The following is a 20,447-nucleotide window of genomic DNA, read 5'->3' on the forward strand; positions in this document are numbered from 1 at the left end:
CTTATTAAGAATCATATTGAGCCATGACCATTTCATAATATCTGCCCCGTTTTTCCATTAAACTCTGATGAGTTCCCTGTTCTGCAACTCCCCCCTGATAAATAACCGCGATCAGATCTGCATCCTGAATGGTAGAAAGGCGGTGTGCAATAACAAAACAGGTTTTTCCTGCCATCAGGCGGCGCATAGCCTGTTGGATCCGAATTTCAGTTCTTGTGTCCACATTCGATGTTGCTTCATCCAGAATTAGTATTTTACTATCCAGCAGCATGGCTCTCGCTATGGTTAAAAGCTGCTTCTGACCCTTAGATATATTTGTTCCGTCTTCTTTTAAGATGGTATTATACCCTTCCGGCAGTTGCTCAATAAAGGAGTGAATCCGTGCATCTTTTGCGGCTTTTACCACTTCATCCAAAGTCGCATCTTCTTTTCCATAAGCCAGGTTCTCATAGATCGTTCCCTGAAACAGCCATGTATCCTGTAACACCATGGCAAATGACTTTCTCAGATTTTTCCTGGTCAGATCTCTTATATCCATACCATCAATGGTAATTTTACCGCCATTCACATCATAAAAGCGCATTAACAGATTTATGATTGTTGTTTTCCCTGCTCCAGTCGGACCTACAATCGCAATCAGCTTCCCAGGTTCTGCTTTTAAGGACAGATTCTTCAGTATAGGTTTTCCAGGCTCATATCCAAAATCCACATGAGAAAATTCAACACAGCCTTTGACTGATCGTTTTAAATCAGAAATTACCACCGCATCTTTTCGGTCTTCCTGCTCCGGAATTTCATCCATAAGCTTAAACACCCGCTCTGCCGCAGCAAGGGCAGATTGAAGATCATTCATAATATTTGCAGCCTCATTAATAGGACCGGAGAATTTTCTTGAATAGAGTACAAATGAGGAGATCTGTCCCACTGACATGGCACCTGTCAGATAAAGGAATGCACCAAATACGCTGATTAAGGTCAGGGACAGATTATTAATAAAATTGACCATTGGGCCTGTCATGCTACCATAATATTCTGATTTGTAATAACTTTCCACTGCCTCTTTATTTTTAAAAGAAAACTTACGGATTACCTCTTCTTCCTCGCAATAGGCTTTAATACTTTTCTGCCCGGTAACCGTTTCTTCCACAAAACCATTGAGCGCTCCAAGGCTTCTGGCCCGCTCACGAAACAGAGGCCTTGTCCGGCTTGTGATGAATCTGGTCATCAGACCTGACAAGGGAACCGTTATTACAAATACCAGCACGAGTTTTGGCGAGATAATCACCATCATATAAAGAGCTCCCACAACCGTCACCAGCGTGGTAAGAATCTGAATTAAGTCACTGGACAGAGATTCATTTACCGTATCAATATCATAAGAAATACGGCTTATGATATCTCCTGTCTGATGGGTATCATAATAACCAGACGGCAAGTTAAGCATTCGGTCAAAGACATCCTTACGCATCTGATATACTACCTTCCGACTGATTGTAATCATCAATACAGACAGGATATAGGACAGGATAGAAGATACCAGATAAAACATTGCCATAAGACCTGCGTATTGAAAAACGCGGGGAAAATTCACACTTCCCTTCCCAGGTTCTATGGCATCAACAGCATAACCGGAAAGCAATGGTCCCAGTAATGCCAGCAGATTGCTTCCTATTGTCATAACAAAGGCAAGAAGAAGTAAAAACCGGTATTTCATCAGATAAGGCATCAAACGTTTTATTGTGCTTTTTTGTGAGTCCTTCATACGTTTCCTCCCACTCCCATCTGAGAAGTAACTATTTCCCGATAGCCTTCACAGGTTTTCATCAATTCTTCATGAGTGCCCTGCCCAATTACGGCCCCCTCATCCAGTACCAGAATCTGATCCAAGTTCATAACAGAGCCAACCCTCTGGGCAATCAGAATACAGGTAGTGTGGGAAAAGTTTTCCTTTAGTTCTCTCCTTAGCTGGGAATCTGTTTTGTAGTCCAGAGCGCTTGAAGAATCATCAAGTACTAAAATTTCAGGATGAGCGGCAAGGGCTCTTGCTATCAGGATTCTCTGCTTCTGGCCTCCGCTTAAATTGGCACCCCGGATATTTAAGGATTCTGAGATGCCCCCTTTTTCTCCGATAAAATCAAGTGCCCTGGCATATCCGGCTGCATCGACTGCTTCCTTTTCAGAAATATTACGCCCCATTCGTATATTTTCCAATATGGATTCTTCAAATATCACATCATTTTGAAATACAGTTCCAAACCTGGACCTTAAATCTTTAAGGCTCATTGCACGGATATCCTGCTCATTGATACGGATTGTACCCTCATCCGGGTCGTAATATCTCATAAGCAGATTGACAACCGTAGATTTTCCCGATCCCGTTGCCCCTATAATGCCCAGTGTTTCTCCTTTTTCCATTCGAAACGAGATGTCCCTTAAATGATTTCCGCTACCGTCATAAGAAAAGGATACATGATCGAATTCCAGAAATGAAGTTTCTTTTTCCTTCTCTTTTAATGCAGGCGCCAATTGAAAAGAGGACTCATCTTCCCCTTTAAGCACTCTGTCAATCCGCTCTGCTGACGCGGCTGCCTTTGATACAATAACAAACATTCTGGAAATGGACATGAGAGCATTTAGAATTATTGTAAAGTAAGTCATAAATGCCAATATGGTGCCGACTTTGGATAGTCCTTCATTAACACGATACGCACCTGCAATTATGACGCACACCAGCCCCATATTGAGAAACAGGTTCATGACCGGGTTTATTATGGCTGTTGTAACGGTAGCACGTTTTTCCCAATCCACTACCTCACGATTATGTTGATCGAACCGTTCCCGCTCAAAGTCCTCTTTGGAAAGAGCTTTAATGACACGGATTCCAGCTATGTCCTCCCGAATCAGACGCACAAATCCATCCACCTTTTCCTGCAGCTGGGTAAACTGAGGAATACTCTTACCGGAAACACCAATGACCACTGCTGTCAGAAGAGGAAGAACCCCTAAAAGGATACAGGCTAAAACAGGATCCAGTAAAAAAGTCATTATAATTCCGCCCACCAGTAAGATTGGGGATCGTACTCCAAGTCTCTGAATTCTTCCAATCATCTGATGCACATTATAAGTGTCACTGGTAAGTCTGGAGATCAGGGAGGGTCTTGTTATTTCATCAGCCTGCCGGTTTGAAAGTATCATTACCTTGCGAAATAAATCCTCCCTTATGGTAAAAATCGAGTCACTGGCCACTCTCGATGCCATTCGGTTTGCAATAATGCTTAGTGTCACCGCCAGAACAGAGCATACCAGCATGAAGATTCCCCACAGAAAAATTTCTTCCTTTTTTCCTGCCGGAATCACCATATCAATCATGCGGGCCAGTGTCCAGGGGAGAAAAAGATCCATCAGTGTACCTGAAAATTTAATGAAAAAGCCCACAGTCATCCGAAGATAATAGGGCTTTAAATAATACGTTATAATTCGTTTCATGACTCTTCTTTGCCAGACATAGTCTCATGCTCTTTTTTCAGTTCCTGATATAATTCGTAGAAATTCCATTTTGAATTGGTATCTGTTATCACAGCCTTTAAAGCTATTTTTGATACTCCGGAACGCCTTAAATTCATTAGCAGTTCATCAATTTTCCTGCTGGAAAAATTCTTCATTACCAGAACTTCTTCCTCCACCATGGGATATTCACCTGATGGCTGCTCCTCAAATCCCTCAATACCAGCCAGATAACCGATAGTCTGGCCTGTCTGGTCTGGTGTAATATTTTTTATGCGGATTCCCATTCGTACCAGAACTGCCTTTAACCTGGCAATTCTTGAATCATTCCCTTTCTGACTATCCTTTTCCGGACAATAATACAATACCATTTCTTTCTTTACTGACATTTCGTCTCCTCCTGCTGCTGTCTATAGCAATTGTCTGCGAAGCTGTTCGCCGTCTAATATGCTTAAATAGGAAGGCGCAATATCAAACACGGTTTTACAACCGCTCACCCCTTCTTTATTCAAACGATAGGCAGCCCTTGCATAAGCAATCAGGACAGATGCGGTAAATTCAGGGTTTGAATCCAGTTTTAAGCTGTATTCAACCACATGACCGTTCTCATCTTTCCAGCCGGTTGTTCCAGTTCTTATCACTGATCCGCCGTGGGGAATTCCTTTATGATCCCGCAGCAGTTCCTCTTCACTGATAAAATGAACCTCTGTATCATAATCAGCAAAATAATTGGGCATGGTCACAATCTCTTCCCTTATTTTTTCCTGGTCTGCTCCTTCTTTTAAAACTACGTAGCACTCCCTGGTATGTTTCTGTCTGGTAGTAAGCTCTGGATTTTTTCCACTCCGCACTGCCTCCAAAGATTCTTTCACAGGAATGGTGTACTGCCTTGCATCTTTAACACCTTCTATCTTACGTATGGCATCTGAATGGCCCTGGCTGACTCCCTTGCCCCAGAAGGTGTAATCGTGACCACCTGGTAATATGGCACCTGCATACAGGCGGTTTAAAGAGAACATACCCGGATCCCAGCCAACGGAGATTATTGCTGTTTTATTACCCTCTTTGGCGCTGGCATCCACCTTTTCAAAATGTTCCTGAATCTTAGCATGGGTGTCAAAGCTGTCCACCACATTAAAATATCTGGCAAACTGGGGAGTCTGCTCTGGAAGATCATGGGCGCTTCCACCGCAGAGAATCAGTACATCAACTGCATCCTTCATGGAAATGGCCTCTTCAACTGGATGAACCTCCACTCCCGGAGTAAGCAGACTGATTGATTCAGGATCTCTCCTGGTAAATACCCCACAAAGTTCCATATCCGGATTATGTAGAATTGCACATTCCACACCTCTTCCAAGATTTCCATAACCTAAAATTCCTATTTTTATAGTCATAAATGACCCACCTTTCGCAAATTAATTACTTTCTATTATAGTTTACAAGAACACTGGTGTAAATCCCGTATTCCAATGATTTTTGATAAAAAAAATCCGCAGCCGGATAAAACTGGTCTGCGGATTAAAATCATATATTACTTAAGCAAATGCTGCTGCAACCTCCGGCATCTCAAGAGCCGTGGTTTCATACTTATCCAAAATTACTCTCTGGATCATATCCCGGGTTCCGGAATTAATGGGATGTGCGATATCCCGGTACTCCCCGTCTGCAGCCTTGCGGCTTGGCATGGCAATAAACAGGCCTTTTTCTCCTTCAATTACCTTAATATCATGAATCACAAATTCATTGTCCAGTGTTATGGATACAATAGCTTTCATCTTACCCTCTTTTTCGATGCGTCTAACTCTTACGTCTGTAATCTGCATGTTAAAGCCCCTTCCCGTCACATTTCCTATAATGTGTATCTCTCGTTTTTTTCTATGACAATTTTTACATTGTCTGGCGTTCCTATATAGGTGGTATTGGCCCGGATGGTATCCCGGCTTTCCACGATACAGTTTTCTATTACCGTATTGTCTCCTATATAAACATCATTTAAAATGATGGAATTCCTGATGACACAGTTGTTACCAATATAAGCTTTTTTAAATAAAACGGAGTTTTCTACTACTCCGTTGACAATACTGCCACTGGAGATCAGGCTGTTTTTCACAGAAGCTCCAGGATTGTACTTTGCTGGTGGCAGATCATCAATCTTCGAATAAACATCCGGATACTGTCGGAAGAAATAATCCCTGACCTCTGGTTTTAAAAAGTCCATATTGGTCTTATAGTAGGACTCCACAGAGGCAATGTTTCTCCAGTATGTATTCATACGGTAGGCATAGATTCTTTTAAGATTCCGGTAACGGACGAGAATGTCACTCACAAAATCATAACGGTCTTCCATGGCGCACCGTTCAATTAACTCAATCAGCTGTCGTCTGCGGATTACATAAATACCGCAGGAGACTGTGTTAGAGGAAGCAACCATAGGTTTTTCCTCAAAATCTGTAATTCTTCCGTCATCATTGGTTTTCACAATTCCAAAGCGGGTTGTGTCCTCTCCAGCCGGAAGTTCTGTACAGACAACGGTGATGTCAGCCTTCTTTTCAATATGATATTCCAGTACTTTTCCATAATCCAGCTTATAGATGCCGTCTCCAGCAGCGATAACCACATATGGCTCATGACTGTTTTTTAAGAATATCAGATTCTGATAAAGGGCGTCGGCAGTTCCCCTGTACCAGTCGCTGCTTTCTGCTGTAATGGTAGGGGTAAATACAAAAAGGCCTCCCTGCTTTCTACCGAAATCCCACCACTTGGAAGAGCTTAAATGCAGATGAAGAGATCTGGAATTATACTGGGTTAAAACCGCCACATTCTGTATATGAGAGTTTGTCATATTACTGAGTGCAAAATCTATGCTGCGGTAGTTTCCTGCAATGGGCATAGCGGCTATTGCCCTTTTATTGGATAATTCCCTCATTCTTTTGCTGTTTCCGCCTGCTAATACAATTCCTATGGCCCTCATTTCATACCACCTGCCTTTATGATGTAGTCACCGCCTGCCAGCTCCCCATCCGGATAATCCTCCAGTCTGGTCTCTCCGACAATTGCTGTGTTCTTCCCCACCTTTACTTTATCTGGTATGACTGAATTTTCACCAATGGTTACCAGATCAAACTGATAAACCTTGGGATCGTATTTGCTGGGTGCAAAATCACCTGCTCCCAATTCACAGTCTGCACCGACAATAACGTTCTCAGCGATGATTGCTTTACTAACTCTGGTGTTCTCCCCTATCACGCACTCTCTCATGATAATGGAATCTTTCACTACAGCCCCTGACTTGATTACCACACCAGCACCAATGACGGAGTTATGAACCTCTCCGCAGATTTCAGTTCCTTCTCCGATGATACTTCTGTCAATGACAGCCTCTTTTGACACATACTGAGGCGGAATAATATCACTCTTGGTATAAATCTTCCAATACTCTTCATAGAGATTAAATTCCGGAATGATATCAATCAGCTCCATATTGGCTTCCCAATAAGAGCTTAAGGTCCCTACATCCTTCCAATAACCGTTGTATTCGTATGCAAATACACGGTTTCCTGAATCAAAACAATCTGGTATGATATGCTTTCCAAAGTCACAGCCGGGAACATCTGACATTTTGATTAACGCTTCTTTTAAGACCTTCCAGCTGAATATGTAGATGCCCATGGAAGCAAGATTGCTTCTGGGATTTGCAGGTTTTTCCTCGAATTCTGTTATCCGGTTGTTCTCATCGGTAATCAGAATTCCGAAACGGCTGGCCTCTTCAATAGGGACCGGCATGGCAGCAATAGTGATATCAGCATTATTTGCTTTATGATACTCCAGCATAACCTCATAATCCATCTTATAAATATGATCCCCTGAGAGGATAAGAACATAATCCGGGTTATAGGTTTCCATATACTCCAGGTTCTGATAGATGGCATTGGCTGTACCGGTATACCAGTCGCTTCCCTTGCTTCTTTCATAGGGAGGAAGAATCGTGACACCGCCAACGTTACGGTCTAAATCCCACGGAATACCGATTCCGATATGAGTGTTTAAACGCAATGGCTGATACTGAGTCAGGACCCCTACTGTATCGACTCCTGAATTGATGCAATTGCTGAGCGGAAAATCGATGATCCGGTATTTTCCGCCAAAGGATACTGCGGGTTTTGCCACCTTCTGCGTCAGAACACCCAAACGACTGCCCTGACCGCCCGCAAGAAGCATGGCAATCATCTCTTTTTTAATCACGTTATCACCTCTTGCTGTTGATATTTATTGTACTAGCATTATACCACACATTCGTAAAATAGTGAACAAATTTTTGAATTATTGTGATAATTTTTTGTGCATTTTCCGACATTTTTCATGCTTTTGTCATTTCTTTTACATTTTAGTACAGATACAGCGTTTTTGCCCCCCATCCCCCTTGAATCGAGGCCGAAAATACAGTATAATCTTACTAAGTATGCGAACATGTAAAAGGAGAAGCTATTATGGAATTAACCACAGTAAGACAAATATATAGAGACAAAGATTCATTTCTCAACAAGGAAGTTACAATTGGCGGCTGGGTGAGAAGCTTAAGGGATTCCAAAACCTTTGGTTTCATTGTATTAAATGACGGAAGCTATTTTGACACGCTTCAGATCGTATATCATGACACCATGGATAATTTTTCAGAGATATCCAAACTGAATGTTGGCGCAGCAATAATCGTCACAGGCACCCTGGTTCCGACACCGGAAGCCAAACAGCCTTTCGAGATTCAGGGCGCAAAAATCGACATTGAAGGTGCGTCTGCCCCTGACTACCCACTTCAGAAAAAGCGTCATACCTTCGAATATTTAAGAACCATCTCTCATCTTCGTCCAAGAACGAATACGTTTCAGGCAGTTTTTCGTGTACGTTCTCTCATAGCCTATGCCATCCATCAGTTCTTTCAGGAGCGGGATTTTGTCTATGTACACACTCCCCTTATTACAGGAAGTGACTGTGAAGGTGCTGGTGAGATGTTCCAGGTAACAACCATGGATTTAAAGAATATTCCCATGACCCAGGAGGGCGCTGTAGACTTTTCTCAGGACTTCTTTGGAAAACCAACCAACTTAACCGTAAGCGGACAGCTTAATGCAGAAACTTATGCTATGGCTTTCCGGAATGTTTATACCTTTGGTCCTACCTTCCGTGCTGAGAACTCCAATACCACCCGTCACGCAGCAGAATTCTGGATGATCGAGCCTGAGATGGCTTTTGCTGATCTTCAGGATGATATGGAACTGGCAGAATCCATGTTAAAATATGTGATCCGTTATGTTCTTGAGCATGCACCGGAAGAGATGAACTTCTTTAACCAGTTTGTGGACAAGGAATTGTTAGAAAGACTGAACCATGTATTAAATTCCGAATTTGCTCATGTGACTTACACCGAAGCAGTTGAACTTTTAGAGAAACACAATGAAGAATTTGATTATAAAGTATTCTGGGGCTGTGACTTACAGACGGAGCATGAACGCTATTTAACAGAACAGCTCTATAAAAAACCGGTATTTGTAACTGATTATCCAAAGGAAATCAAAGCATTTTACATGAAGATGAACCCGGACAACAAAACTGTTGCTGCTGTTGACTGTCTGGTACCAGGAATCGGTGAGATTATTGGCGGAAGCCAGAGGGAAGACGACTTGGACAAGCTCACCGCACGTATGGATGAACTGGGACTTAAGAAAGAAGATTATGATTTCTACCTTGATTTAAGAAAATACGGTTCTACCCGTCATGCCGGATTCGGTCTTGGATTTGAACGCTGTGTTATGTATTTAACAGGTATGTCCAATATCCGCGACGTGGTTCCATTCCCAAGAACCGTTAACAACTGCGAACTTTAAGCCGCTGAGGCTGCTGCCAATAATCAGACAGCCTCTTTATACCGGAACCATGTATGAAGGGAGTTTAAGATTTCTTTTATATGTGGTTCCAAGTCTATGAAAGAGGATTCCGTACAGCAAGACCAGATTCTCTGTACAGTGCTGTACCAGCGAGGTATTGACGATGAAATTCATACATATTGCAGATGTTCACTGGGGCATGAGCCCTGACAGCGATAAGCCCTGGAGCCGGGAACGTTCCCAGGATATAAAAGACACTTTTGCAAAGGCGGTAAACCAGGCAAAGACTCTGGAAGCTGACTGTCTTTTTATTTCCGGCGATCTTTTTCACCGCCAGCCCCTTGCCAGAGACTTAAAAGAGGTTAATTATTTATTTTCAACCATTCCAGGTGTCCGTGTGGTCATCATTGCAGGAAATCATGACCGCATCCGTAATAATTCAGCCCTTTTAAGCTTTACCTGGGCTCCTAACGTGTCTTATATTATGGGTGAGGAGCTGGAAAGTGTTTATTTTAAAGAGATCAATACGGAGGTTTATGGCTTTAGCTATCACTCTGTGGAAATACCCGAAAACCGCCTTGATCATTTGAAGGTACCAAACAACGGAAGAATTCACGTCCTTTTAGGCCACGGAGGAGATGCCAACCATATCCCCTTTGATAAAGGCGCCATGTCAAGTCTGGACTTCTCCTACATCGCTATGGGACATATTCACCGTCCTGAGATTCTCATTGAAAACCGTATGGCATTTGCAGGTTCTCTGGAACCTCTGGACAAGACAGAATCCGGCCCTCACGGCATGATGGTAGGAGAGATCAACGAGGTGACCCGTATGGTAACCTCATTAAAATTCATCCCTCTTGCAAAGCTTCAGTACATCTCTCTTGCAGTCAATGTCACCCCAGCCACGACCAATACAGAACTTGCCATGAAAATCACCCAGGAGATCCAAAACCGGGGCGGGGAGAATATTTACCGGTTCCGCATACGTGGTATGAGGGATCCTGATATAACCTTTGATTTGGATATGCTTTCCACCCGTTTTAAAATTTTGGAAATTATAGACGAGTCTGAACCGCAGTATAATTTCTCAGCTCTCTTTGCGGAACACCCCAGTGATATGATCGGCTTTTTTATCCAGGCACTTCAAAAGCCGGAGATGAGCGGGGTGGAGAAGAAAGCACTTTATTACGGAATCAATGCTTTGCTTCGTACAACGGATGAAAGGAGCTGACCCATGAAAATACTGGACATCTACATCAATGGATTTGGAAAATTCCACGGCAGGAACCTAACGTTCCATGATGGGATCAACATTGTTTACGGAAAAAATGAAGCTGGAAAATCCACAATCCATACCTTTATCCGCAGCATGCTCTTTGGAATCGAACGGCAAAGAGGCAGAGCTTCCAGAAATGATCTCTACTCCCGTTTTGAGCCATGGGAAAACAGCGGAACCTATGAAGGCCAGATCCGGGTGGAACATAAGGAACATATCTACCGGATCGAACGGACTTTCCAGAAAAACAAAAAAGAGTTTAAGGTAGTGGATGAAACCGCTGGAAAAGAAATCGAGCCCACTAAGGCATTTTTAGATGATCTTCTTTGCGGTTTAAGTGAAACCTCCTACATTAACACCATCAGCATCGGACAGTTAAAAAGCGCTACTGATGAAGGTATGGTAACAGAACTGAAAAATTACATTGCAAACTTAAATACAACTGGCAATCTTGCGCTTAACATAACGAAAGCCGCAGCCTGCTTAAAGTCTCAGAGAAAGGAACTGGAATCCCAGATGGTACCGGAAGCTGCCCGTACCTACACCTCTCTGTTAAGTGAAATACGCAACATCGAAAAGGAAATTTCAGCCCCTGAGTACGAAAATCAGATTCAGACCTATCAAAAGCTTCGGGTGGATATGAAGACGGATCTGGAAGAACGCCAGGCAGAAAAGGAAGAGTTAATTAAAAAAGTGGCAAGAGGCAGGCAGGTTCTTACTAGCAACCAGTTTACCGACCACGACTCCATAAACTCCTATTCCCAAAAGGCGCAGGAGCATTATGATGACTATATGGAAGCCCAGACCGCCTGTAACAGGAAATCGAAAAAGTTTGCTTCCGCCATTTCACTTATTTTAGCCACACTTTTACTTTGCAGCACCGGTGTTATTTATTATATGGGTGAATCCAATTATTTTTCCGCGTATTACGGTGTTGATCTTATTTTACTGTTAAGTGTTTTTGTAAGCGGAGCTCTTATTTTCTATCTGATTGGCCTGCTCCTTTTTCTTAGGATTCGTCATCATATGAAGGATATGGAAATGAGCGGCAAGGTACTTGAAGAGATTTTGTCCCGGCACTTAGGTGATACGGAAATTACTCCGGAATCCATACAGGCATTTAAGAACCGTATGGCTGAATTTACACGGCTTTGCTCTGCCGTATCCAAATCAGAAGCGGCCATCAACCAGAAAGCAGCCCAGATCGAAGAGCTTAATAAGAAGCTGGAGGGCTGTGGAGTAACCATAGAGACACAGCAGAAAAGTCAGTGGGAACTGGAGAAGAAGCTGGATCATTTATCCGGCTGTAAAACCCAGGCGGAAGGGTTAAAGCATATACTTGCTGAAAATGACCGTATACGGGAAGAAATCTCAGCGGTAGACTTAGCGTTGGAAACCATGACCAACTTATCTTCCTCAATCCGGGACTCGTTCGGACTATACTTAAATAAAGCGGCTTCCGATTTAATTTCCGGAATTACTGGCGGAATTTACACCAGCATGAGTGTAGATGAGAACTTAAACATCTTCTTAAATACGAAAACCAAGCTGGTACCTTTGGAGCAGGTCAGCAGCGGAACTATGGATCAGGTTTATCTGGCTCTCCGTCTGGCTGCTGCAACACTGATTCAGACCGGGGACGAAAGAATGCCCTTTATCTTTGATGACAGCTTCGTTCTTTATGACGACGACAGGTTAAAGACCGGATTAAAATGGCTGGCTGGCACTTATACAAATCAGATCATTATTTTTACCTGCCACCAGCGGGAAGCTCAGATGATGACTGCAAACTTAATGCCTTATCACTTAATCGAAATATAACAAAATCCCTGAAAGAGATTTGATTCACATCTCTTTCAGGGATTTTTTATTAATCATGAGTTTTTAATGACCCCATTATAGCTTCGATTATAACTCCAATTACAATACCCACAACTGCCGGACATATCCAGCCAAGTCCATATGAATAAAATGGAAGCTTTATTAGTTCTGCATGTAAAACTTCTGCTCCTGCCGTTTCCAGTGACAGCAACACTCCTATGATTCCGGTTAACCCCATGGCACAGACATAGACGGCTCTCCATCGTTCTCCATCACGAAAAACAAAGGATAGTATAATCAGTACAATGGAAACAGGATATAAGGCACTTAAAACAGGCACTGATATCTCCAGTATCTTATTAAGTCCTGCATTGGATATGATAAGGCTGACAAAGGCGAATATAAATGCCCACGTCCGGTACCCAACCTTGGGTATAATAGTGCAGAAATACTTGCTGCAGCAACTGATCAGACCAATACAGGTATTCAGACATGCAATGAAAAAAACTGCTGCAAGCAGAATAAGACCTGCTTTCCCATATAAAAACTGTACTGCCTGGTTCAAGGTCTGAGCACCGTTATCTGCCAGTCCAAATGCTCCCCCGGTCACTGCCCCAACATGTGATAAGGCACTGTAAACCAGCAGGAGAATTCCACCTGCAAAAAAACCGGCCCTGATGGTTTCATGAACGACATCTGCTTCTTTCTTTATGCCCATGGCCTTAATATTTAACGATATAATAATACCGAAATTTAAGGCGGCAATGGTATCCATAGTCATATAACCTTCTAGAAATCCTTTAATAAACGGAGCTTTCTCATATGTTTCAGATGGTGTTCCATAGGCTCCCGCCGGGTGAATGATACAGCCGGCAAAGATCACTGCGATCAGAACCAAAAGTATGGGAGTCAGAATCTTCCCCAGACGGTCCGTCAGTTTATCTGGCTTTAGTGCTACTACAAATGCAATGGTAAAAAATACCACCGAGTATAAAAACTGCATCAGCGTATTTGAAGATCCCTCTTTTAAGAAGGGAACCACTGCCATCTCAAATGATGTACTTGCAGTTCTTGGTATTGCAAGGCAAGGGCCAATGGATAAATAGATTAACAGGGTAAAAATAAAAGCAAACTTCGGGTGAACACGCCCCGCCAGCTTGTCCAGTCCTCCGGACTGAGCCACTGCCACGACGCCTAAAACCGGAAAGCCGATTGCAGTTACTGCAAATCCGGCCACTGCAATCCAGGTAACGGTTCCCGCTGACGCTCCCAGAAAAGGCGGAAAGATCAGGTTTCCTGCTCCAAAAAACATGGAAAATACCGTAAGTCCGGCTAAAACTAATTTTTCTTTCGTCAATCGCTCCATAATGTCCTCGTAATTAACGGTCTCCGGCGCGGTAACGCTCTAACAGCCGGTTGATTCTGGTTGTTGGGTTAAGCAGACCGCTGAGGGAAGCATCATGATTTAAGTTGTCAATAATAAGGGCAATATACTTGCTCATATCAACATTAATATAATAAGGTCTGGACAGAAGATCCGGTGTCTGATATACCAGATTGGTGGTTAAGATCCTGTCGATTAATCCATTTTCATAATATTCATCAAATTTTGCAAGACCGTTGGTAAAGAGTCCGAACGTAGCGCAGACAAATACTTTTCTTGCCTTTCTCCGTTTCAGTTCTTTTGCAACATCAAGCATACTTTCGCCAGAGGAAATCATGTCATCAACAATGATTACATCTTTGCCTTCTACACTGCTTCCCAGGAATTCATGGGCAACAATGGGATTGCGTCCATTAATAATCTGGGTGTAATCACGACGTTTATAGAACATACCCATATCCAGTCCCAGTACATTGGCAAAGAATACTGCACGTCCCATGCCACCTTCGTCCGGGCTGATTACCATCATATGTTCGCTGTCAATATCCAGTTCTTTCTCTTCTTTTAACAAGTATTTAATAAACTGATATATTGGCTGAACCGTCTCAAAACCTTTTAACGGAATTGCATTCTGCACTCTGGGGTCGTGGGCATCAAATGTGATAATATTCTCCACACCCATGTTCACAAGCTCACGAAGTGCCAATGCACAGTCAAGAGACTCTCTTCTGGAACGCTTATGCTGACGGCTCTCATATAAGAAAGGCATAATTACATTAATACGTCTTGGTTTACCTGCTGATGCAGCGATTACACGCTTTAAATCCTGAAAATGATCATCAGGGGACATGTGGTTGGTCATACCGCACAAAGAATAGGTCAGGCTGTAGTTACACACATCGACCATGATATAAAGGTCATCACCTCGCACAGACTGCTGCAGGGTGCCTTTTGCCTCTCCGGTACCGAATCTGGGGGTGCTGGCTCCTATGATGTAAGTATCTCTCTGATAACCGGAAAAAGCGATGGTAGACTTATGTTCACTTTCCCGCTCCTGTCTCCATGATACCAGATAATCATTTACTTTCTCTCCCAGTTCCTTGCAGCTTTTTAAGGGAATTAAGCCCAATGGTCCAACCGGAATGGTTTCTATCGTTTTCTCTTCGTAAAGCATTTGTTTCTCCTCCAACGTGTCCTTATGCAATGCAACGGTTCTTTTATAACATTATGTGTCGCTTTAGTCAAGTCAATCAGAAGAATTACCCCTAATTTCTAAAATATCTACTTTATTAATTCTAGCTTTTACCATTTACTATATTACTATACTTATGCCGGCATCTAGCCCTTTACCAGACCTCCAAGGAAATCATCACCAAAGATCCTCATCTTACCTTTTTTGGGAAGGGCCTCAAATAGTTCCGGGTATTGTTCCCCAATTTTAATGGCATTATCATCAATATCAAGCAGATGCTGGCTTGCAATATGAATCAGAGACTCCTCATCTTTCTTTATAATTGCCTCAATCATTTGCCGATGTTCGGAAAGCACGCTCTCCTCATGAGTGGTATCCACACAGATAAGCTGACGAAGACGCTGGTAATTGCCAGCATCGCCCCAGATAAGTTCCGCACAATACTGCTTATCCGTTGCAGCAAAAAAATACTTATGGAATTCGTCATCCAGAGATAAAAAAGCCCTGGTGTCTTTTTCCTTAATGGCTTTTTCCTGCTGTTCAATCAGACTGTTTAAATCCGATATATGTTTTCTTGTATAATTATCAACAAATTCTTTTAATACATTTATCTCAACGCTGTACCTGATATATTGTTCCTTCTGTGCCTTTTCCAGATTGATTTTTGAAATCATAATGCCTTTTTGGGGAAGAGTCATAATAAGCCCTTCTCTTTCCAGACGAATTAAAGCATCACGTACCGGCGAACGGCTTACATTCATTTCCTGTGCAAGATCATTGATGGTAAGAATGACCCCCGGCCGAATCCGCATTTCGATAATGCTATTGCCAAGTTCACTATAAATATTATCAGCAGTGGTTTTCTTTTCGGGTTTATTCAGCAACAGATGTCCTCCTTTTCTATCTTTATTAATTAGGCGTTTATAAAGCGCTACAAACCGTACAAATATGGCCTGTTTCTTTTTATAACAAGTCATTTTTATATTTTATACTAATATATTAATATACCACATTTGCGGAGAAACGTCAAATTAATTAAGCCTGCCGTCATTTAAAGCCATGTCAAGTAACCGTTCATATACACATGGGTGACAGTCTGATTGGCTCATAAGCCTGGAGAATTCAACTGCCGCTACTTCACTGGCAGCAATACAGCTGGTATTATAGGAAAACACCCAAAATAACCGCTTTTTTATCATTCTGGAAGCGGTATATATCTCCGGTGTTATGGTTTCAATATGATGGAATATCTCGTGATACATTGCAATATGTCTCATCTCTTCCTCTGAAAACATATCACAAAGATCATTCTGTACAATAAACTCCTGCACCTTATTAAGAGCTTTATGCTGGAGTACAATTGTCTTTTTTAATGGGAGATAAAGAGCAATATATTTTTGAATCTCATACTGTTCATAGTAATATCGGTGCTCCACCTCTAAAGAAAACCGCGCCGGCCATTCCTCAGGGGAACAGCCAGCGTAAGCTTTCATGTATTTCTTATACATAACCATAGCAGTTTGAATACTTTTTTCTATTATTTCCTCTTTGCTTTCCTGCAAAAGAGCTGAATTGGGTGCATCTTTATTAAAGGTATATTCCCTCCAAAACCTATCTGGCCGGTTCATATCTTCTAATAACTGCTTTCTTTTTTCATTACAAATCATTTTTAGCTACCACCAGAATGCACTCTTCATCCGGATCCCGGTCACAAAGTTCTGCTTCTATAAGACCTGCCACCTGAGCAAGCTCTGGTACTCCGGAATAATCAAGCATTTTGCTTCCTGCAACCACATACACATCTGGATTGATCCGAACCTCTCCTGCGAAGCTACTGGTTTGGTCCCAGATTCCTTTTAACTCTTCTGGAGCCGATCTTACTGTAGTCTTTAAGACATTGCCATTTCTTCTTTGTACCTTAATAAACCCTTTTTTATCAATAACTCTCAGTGCCTGATCACCATTATTTTTAACGGTCATAATAAAGAATCCGCTGGTTGCTGCCCTCATGGTTACATTGCTTTTTTGCACTCCCACGGATTGAGCCCCTATTTCCACAGCCTCTTCTTCTTGACAGTTTTTCATTAAATCCGTTGTTTTTACCTCAGTGGAACCCATTGCAATTGCAGTAACCTTTTGAGACTGCTCGTCTATCTCCACATAAACTTCAATGGTATCTTCTACTGCACCGCTGCTCATAGCAAGTTCTTTCGCTTCTTTTTTTAATTCCGCAATGTCCTTTGCTGTAGGGTTAGGAATTGTTCTTTCTACCATTTCCCGAACCATTGCAAGTGCGACTCCAATAGAAGAAATAACGTCAGCGTGTTCTGGAATCTGATATTGAAAATTCATCGTTTGAGCCGTAAATGTAAGAAGTGTTCCTGCGCCTCCTCCTGCACCTACCAGCACCACCTGATCTCGCTCCAGTTTATACTTTGCAATGAGATCTTCAATAACAGGCTGAATCTTTTCACAGGCTTTTGTTAATATAGCTCTGGCGGCTTCCTCCACTGTCAGGTTCACTTCCTCTGCGAGCAGCGTCATAGCTTTCACGCTGGATTCATAAATTCCCTGAGCATAGTCACCTTCCTTTAAAATGCCAAGGACATTGGCTGCACAAGTATTTGTAATAGTAACGCTTTCCCCGTTATTTAATCGAATTGCCACATAATCCTTTGGATCATTGCTTCGAGGCTGCATATAATATAGCTTTGCTCCATCAAACAATTCTGGCGGAGTAAACGCTGCATATCCCATATTGGCAATATGAGCGCTTCTCGGTCCCACATCTACAATCTTTCCTTTACAGGCGCGTACCATGCTGCCTCCTGCTACGCCTAAAACCCGTACATCAAGAGAATTTACATAAGTTCTATGTCCGCCAATAATAGAATAATCTACCGAAGGACGTCCATTTTTAATGACACCAATATTCGTGGAGGTACCTCCCACCTCAAAGTAAATGCCGTTGGAGGCTCTTAAATACATAAGAGCTCCGATTACACTGGCAGCCGGTCCAGAAAGCATGGTTAAAATAGGGCGCTTTTTCATCTCCTCGATTTCCATAACGCCCCCATCCCCTCTCATGATCATAAGAGGTACTGTTACACCAGTGCTTCTTACACTTGATTCCGTGCTGGTGGCTGTTTCAAGCATTTTGGGCAGGATGCTGGCATTTAAAGCAGCAGTTCTGGTTCGTGTTGTCAGACCATATAGCTTTGTAATATCAGAGGCAAGTGTACAGGGCTTCCCCTGGCTCTCAGCTTCTTTTGCCACCTCCTTCTCTTCCGTGAGGTCGTCCACTCCAAAGGCCTTACTGGCAACAATTACTCTGGCTCCATCCTTGATCAGAGCATCTACTTTCTCTTTAATGGCATCCTGGGTCATATCTTTGCTTCGGATGAACTCATTGCTTATCTCAATGTATTTCCCTGTTCCCAAATCAATATTTTCAATATGAGTCTGTTTCTTTGCCATCATGCTCTCTAAGAAGCCTCTTCCAATACCTATAACGCCCACTTTGGCAACATCACCCTCCAAAAGTGCGTTAGTAGCCTGTGTTGTGCTATGCGCAATAAAAATCACTTCGTCTGGCTTGATATCATTTTCCATCAGACATTTTTCAAAAGCCTCCACGACACCTTTTGCAACTCCGCTTTCGTGGAAGTGAGTCGTCATAACGATACCCTTGCCTACTATCTGGTTTGTATCATTGTCAATGGCAACTGCCTTAGTATGAGTACCGCCAACATCGATTCCTATACGAATTGATCGTCTGCTCATTTGTCCTCCTAATCTAACTGCTTTATTTCAACAATTGAATCATCTAGCTATTATCATATACCCTGCCAATAAATTAGCCGCAAAAATCAGCCAGGACCAGGGAAAGTTGGTGCGAATATAAGTTTTGGGCTCCAGCTTTGCATAACTGATTCCCCACATACTCCAGGACTGGGTCGGGCAGGAGTTTGCAACAATTGCAACCGGCGGCACCAAAAACAGAATAAATAAGAATGATTCCGGGAAAAATCCAGTGGCCTGTAAAATTGCAAGTGTAGCGGCACCAGAACCAAATACCATAAGAGGTCCTCTAAAAAGTCCCAAAGGTGCACAAATTATAAATACAATTAAGATAATAATAGCCGACTGAGGAATGACTCCGCCTAGAAGCTCACTAAGGATTGGAGCTACCTGTTTTGCTGCAGTACTGAAAATATTAACGCCATAAAGCATACCGATGAGGAGACCTACATCAGCAATTCCGTCGTAAAGAGTTTTTTGTACCTTTTCAATGGCCAGTTTATAGCTTGTCATATTTCTCGTAAGAAGAAGTCCAAAGAAAATTCCGATCAGGAAAGCTGGAACCGGTTTCCACTTAAATATTGCTACCATCAAAATTGGCAAAAAAGGAACAATCGCCGCAACTGCCGGAATTTGCTGTGCTGACCCTGAATTCACTACCGCCCAGGCACGGGCCTTTCCCTGTCCGCTTTTTCTAAAATGATATATAATAAATATGAGCATGACAATTACATGGATAATGGTAGCAATCACTGCAAATCTCAAATATGAGTTATCGTAAGTCATATTGGGGAACAGAGCAAGAAGCTGATTTACATACCCAAGATTTAAATACATTCCACCTGCAACAGACATCATATAGGCACCTACTGCTACACGTTTCTCAACCCCAAGAGAAAACAGAATAGGAAGTACGATCATACCGATTGCCATTACAGAACCTACGCCAAATGCGCTGGTAAAAATAAGAGTACAAACCAGAGATACCAGAATAGTTGTTACAAGCGGCTTATCTCCAGCCATCTCCACCGTTTTTTTAATGATAAAACCTGCGATTCCCGTATCTACAATCACCCTGCCAAACCAGCTTCCAAAGACAATAATAGCTATGGTTGGTCCGTAACTTTCAACGGATGACTGAAACACAGTATCTATCACAGTTCGATATGGCACCCGTCCTACAAGGCACCAGATCAGTGCCATAAAAACAAACCCGACTAGCAGGTTTCCCCCCTTCATACAGTAACCAATAAGTCCTGCAAACGATACGAGTAATAAAATACCCGCCACAATAACATAAAGACTCATACACTTCCTCCTTCTACAAGATATGATTAGTAGTTTAGCCTGCCACGAAAAGGAATTGCCTTGCCTTTATCTGTGCGACTAATATATTACACACATTAGTATACTACCATTTCATGCCAAGTCTATTGATAAAATAACTGAAAAGGAATTCATTATTTTGTCTATTTTTCCCACATAAAGTAGTCAATACCACCGGCTTAGCCGGTGGCTTGCTCAACCCCTATAAGGGGTTTATTTCCTGCTTGCGCCCGGAAGGCGCTCCGAAAGTCTGCCTAC

Annotated in this window: 16 protein-coding genes; 3 read left to right on the forward strand and 13 right to left on the reverse strand. The window is 42.4% G+C overall.

Annotated elements, in window-relative coordinates; all coding sequences use genetic code 11:
• Positions 1-4 precede the first annotated feature (4 nt).
• From BXY41_RS25590 to BXY41_RS25620, 7 genes are all read right to left on the reverse strand, one after another.
• The gene (locus BXY41_RS25590) at positions 5-1,762 is read right to left on the reverse strand and encodes an ABC transporter ATP-binding protein (protein ID WP_104439703.1); all 1,758 of its coding nucleotides are present in this window, start codon (positions 1,760-1,762) and stop codon (positions 5-7) included.
• Complete coding sequence (locus tag BXY41_RS25595) at positions 1,759-3,486, reverse strand: ABC transporter ATP-binding protein (protein ID WP_104439704.1); 1,728 nt, start codon at positions 3,484-3,486, stop codon at positions 1,759-1,761. Before BXY41_RS25595 ends, BXY41_RS25590 begins: the two co-directional genes overlap by 4 nt.
• Entirely contained in the window at positions 3,483-3,893 is a 411-nt protein-coding gene (locus tag BXY41_RS25600; RefSeq protein WP_104439705.1) for a DUF3783 domain-containing protein, read from the reverse strand. The genes BXY41_RS25595 and BXY41_RS25600 overlap by 4 nt, the downstream gene beginning before the upstream one ends.
• A gap of 21 nt (positions 3,894-3,914) precedes the next feature.
• Positions 3,915-4,901, reverse strand: a complete 987-nt coding sequence (locus BXY41_RS25605) for a diaminopimelate dehydrogenase (RefSeq protein ID WP_104439706.1) — start codon at positions 4,899-4,901, stop codon at positions 3,915-3,917.
• A 141-nt stretch (positions 4,902-5,042) separates the two neighbouring features.
• Positions 5,043-5,330, reverse strand: a complete 288-nt coding sequence (gene spoVG / locus BXY41_RS25610) for a septation regulator SpoVG (protein WP_104439707.1) — start codon at positions 5,328-5,330, stop codon at positions 5,043-5,045.
• Positions 5,331-5,356: 26 nt separating this feature from the next.
• Entirely contained in the window at positions 5,357-6,478 is a 1,122-nt protein-coding gene (glgD, locus tag BXY41_RS25615; RefSeq protein WP_104439708.1) for a glucose-1-phosphate adenylyltransferase subunit GlgD, read from the reverse strand.
• Positions 6,475-7,749 (reverse strand): glucose-1-phosphate adenylyltransferase, encoded by a 1,275-nt coding sequence (locus BXY41_RS25620; RefSeq protein ID WP_104439709.1) that lies wholly within the window; start codon positions 7,747-7,749, stop codon positions 6,475-6,477. The genes glgD and BXY41_RS25620 overlap by 4 nt, the downstream gene beginning before the upstream one ends.
• Positions 7,750-7,994: 245 nt before the next feature.
• Between BXY41_RS25620 and asnS the strand changes: the two genes are divergently transcribed.
• The 3 genes from asnS to BXY41_RS25635 all read left to right on the forward strand — a co-directional run bounded on the left by asnS (position 7,995) and on the right by BXY41_RS25635 (position 12,486).
• Positions 7,995-9,386: an asparagine--tRNA ligase gene (gene asnS / locus BXY41_RS25625; protein WP_104439710.1), complete on the forward strand. Its 1,392-nt coding sequence runs from the start codon at positions 7,995-7,997 to the stop codon at positions 9,384-9,386.
• 163 nt (positions 9,387-9,549) lie between these two features.
• Positions 9,550-10,620, forward strand: a complete 1,071-nt coding sequence (locus BXY41_RS25630) for a metallophosphoesterase family protein (protein ID WP_104439711.1) — start codon at positions 9,550-9,552, stop codon at positions 10,618-10,620.
• 3 nt (positions 10,621-10,623) lie between these two features.
• Positions 10,624-12,486, forward strand: coding sequence for an ATP-binding protein (locus BXY41_RS25635; protein ID WP_104439712.1), 1,863 nt, complete (start codon positions 10,624-10,626; stop codon positions 12,484-12,486).
• A 49-nt stretch (positions 12,487-12,535) separates the two neighbouring features.
• On the opposite strand, the gene brnQ is transcribed toward BXY41_RS25635, so the two are convergent.
• The 6 genes from brnQ to BXY41_RS25665 form a co-directional block, all read right to left on the reverse strand.
• A complete protein-coding gene (gene brnQ / locus BXY41_RS25640; RefSeq protein ID WP_104439713.1) occupies positions 12,536-13,852 on the reverse strand; it encodes a branched-chain amino acid transport system II carrier protein in 1,317 nt (438 codons plus the stop codon).
• A 13-nt stretch (positions 13,853-13,865) separates the two neighbouring features.
• A complete protein-coding gene (locus BXY41_RS25645) occupies positions 13,866-15,044 on the reverse strand; it encodes a ribose-phosphate pyrophosphokinase (protein WP_104439714.1) in 1,179 nt (392 codons plus the stop codon).
• Positions 15,045-15,208: 164 nt separating this feature from the next.
• Positions 15,209-15,946, reverse strand: a complete 738-nt coding sequence (locus BXY41_RS25650) for a GntR family transcriptional regulator (protein ID WP_170072600.1) — start codon at positions 15,944-15,946, stop codon at positions 15,209-15,211.
• 147 nt (positions 15,947-16,093) lie between these two features.
• A complete protein-coding gene (locus tag BXY41_RS25655; protein ID WP_104439716.1) occupies positions 16,094-16,729 on the reverse strand; it encodes a hypothetical protein in 636 nt (211 codons plus the stop codon).
• Positions 16,719-18,845, reverse strand: coding sequence for a hydantoinase/oxoprolinase family protein (locus BXY41_RS25660; RefSeq protein WP_104439717.1), 2,127 nt, complete (start codon positions 18,843-18,845; stop codon positions 16,719-16,721). The genes BXY41_RS25655 and BXY41_RS25660 overlap by 11 nt, the downstream gene beginning before the upstream one ends.
• Before the next feature lie 39 nt (positions 18,846-18,884).
• Positions 18,885-20,171 (reverse strand): citrate transporter, encoded by a 1,287-nt coding sequence (locus BXY41_RS25665; RefSeq protein WP_104439718.1) that lies wholly within the window; start codon positions 20,169-20,171, stop codon positions 18,885-18,887.
• Positions 20,172-20,447: the final 276 nt, after the last annotated feature.

The sequence above is a fragment of the Lacrimispora xylanisolvens genome, assembly GCF_002934545.1.
Classification (GTDB): Bacteria; Bacillota; Clostridia; order Lachnospirales; family Lachnospiraceae; genus Lacrimispora; species Lacrimispora xylanisolvens.

Excerpts from the sequence above, each read along its gene's own strand:
- BXY41_RS25600 (WP_104439705.1), bottom strand. The coding sequence starts at position 3,893 with ATGTCAGTAAAGAAAGAAATGGTATTGTATTATTGTCCGGAAAAGGAT.
- BXY41_RS25595 (WP_104439704.1), bottom strand. The coding sequence starts at position 3,486 with ATGAAACGAATTATAACGTATTATTTAAAGCCCTATTATCTTCGGATG.
- BXY41_RS25630 (WP_104439711.1), top strand. The coding sequence starts at position 9,550 with ATGAAATTCATACATATTGCAGATGTTCACTGGGGCATGAGCCCTGAC.
- asnS (WP_104439710.1), top strand. The coding sequence starts at position 7,995 with ATGGAATTAACCACAGTAAGACAAATATATAGAGACAAAGATTCATTT.
- BXY41_RS25645 (WP_104439714.1), bottom strand. The coding sequence starts at position 15,044 with ATGCTTTACGAAGAGAAAACGATAGAAACCATTCCGGTTGGACCATTG.
- BXY41_RS25605 (WP_104439706.1), bottom strand. The coding sequence starts at position 4,901 with ATGACTATAAAAATAGGAATTTTAGGTTATGGAAATCTTGGAAGAGGT.
- BXY41_RS25655 (WP_104439716.1), bottom strand. The coding sequence starts at position 16,729 with ATGATTTGTAATGAAAAAAGAAAGCAGTTATTAGAAGATATGAACCGG.
- BXY41_RS25635 (WP_104439712.1), top strand. The coding sequence starts at position 10,624 with ATGAAAATACTGGACATCTACATCAATGGATTTGGAAAATTCCACGGC.
- brnQ (WP_104439713.1), bottom strand. The coding sequence starts at position 13,852 with ATGGAGCGATTGACGAAAGAAAAATTAGTTTTAGCCGGACTTACGGTA.
- spoVG (WP_104439707.1), bottom strand. The coding sequence starts at position 5,330 with ATGCAGATTACAGACGTAAGAGTTAGACGCATCGAAAAAGAGGGTAAG.
- glgD (WP_104439708.1), bottom strand. The coding sequence starts at position 6,478 with ATGAGGGCCATAGGAATTGTATTAGCAGGCGGAAACAGCAAAAGAATG.
- BXY41_RS25590 (WP_104439703.1), bottom strand. The coding sequence starts at position 1,762 with ATGAAGGACTCACAAAAAAGCACAATAAAACGTTTGATGCCTTATCTG.
- BXY41_RS25660 (WP_104439717.1), bottom strand. The coding sequence starts at position 18,845 with ATGAGCAGACGATCAATTCGTATAGGAATCGATGTTGGCGGTACTCAT.
- BXY41_RS25665 (WP_104439718.1), bottom strand. The coding sequence starts at position 20,171 with ATGAGTCTTTATGTTATTGTGGCGGGTATTTTATTACTCGTATCGTTT.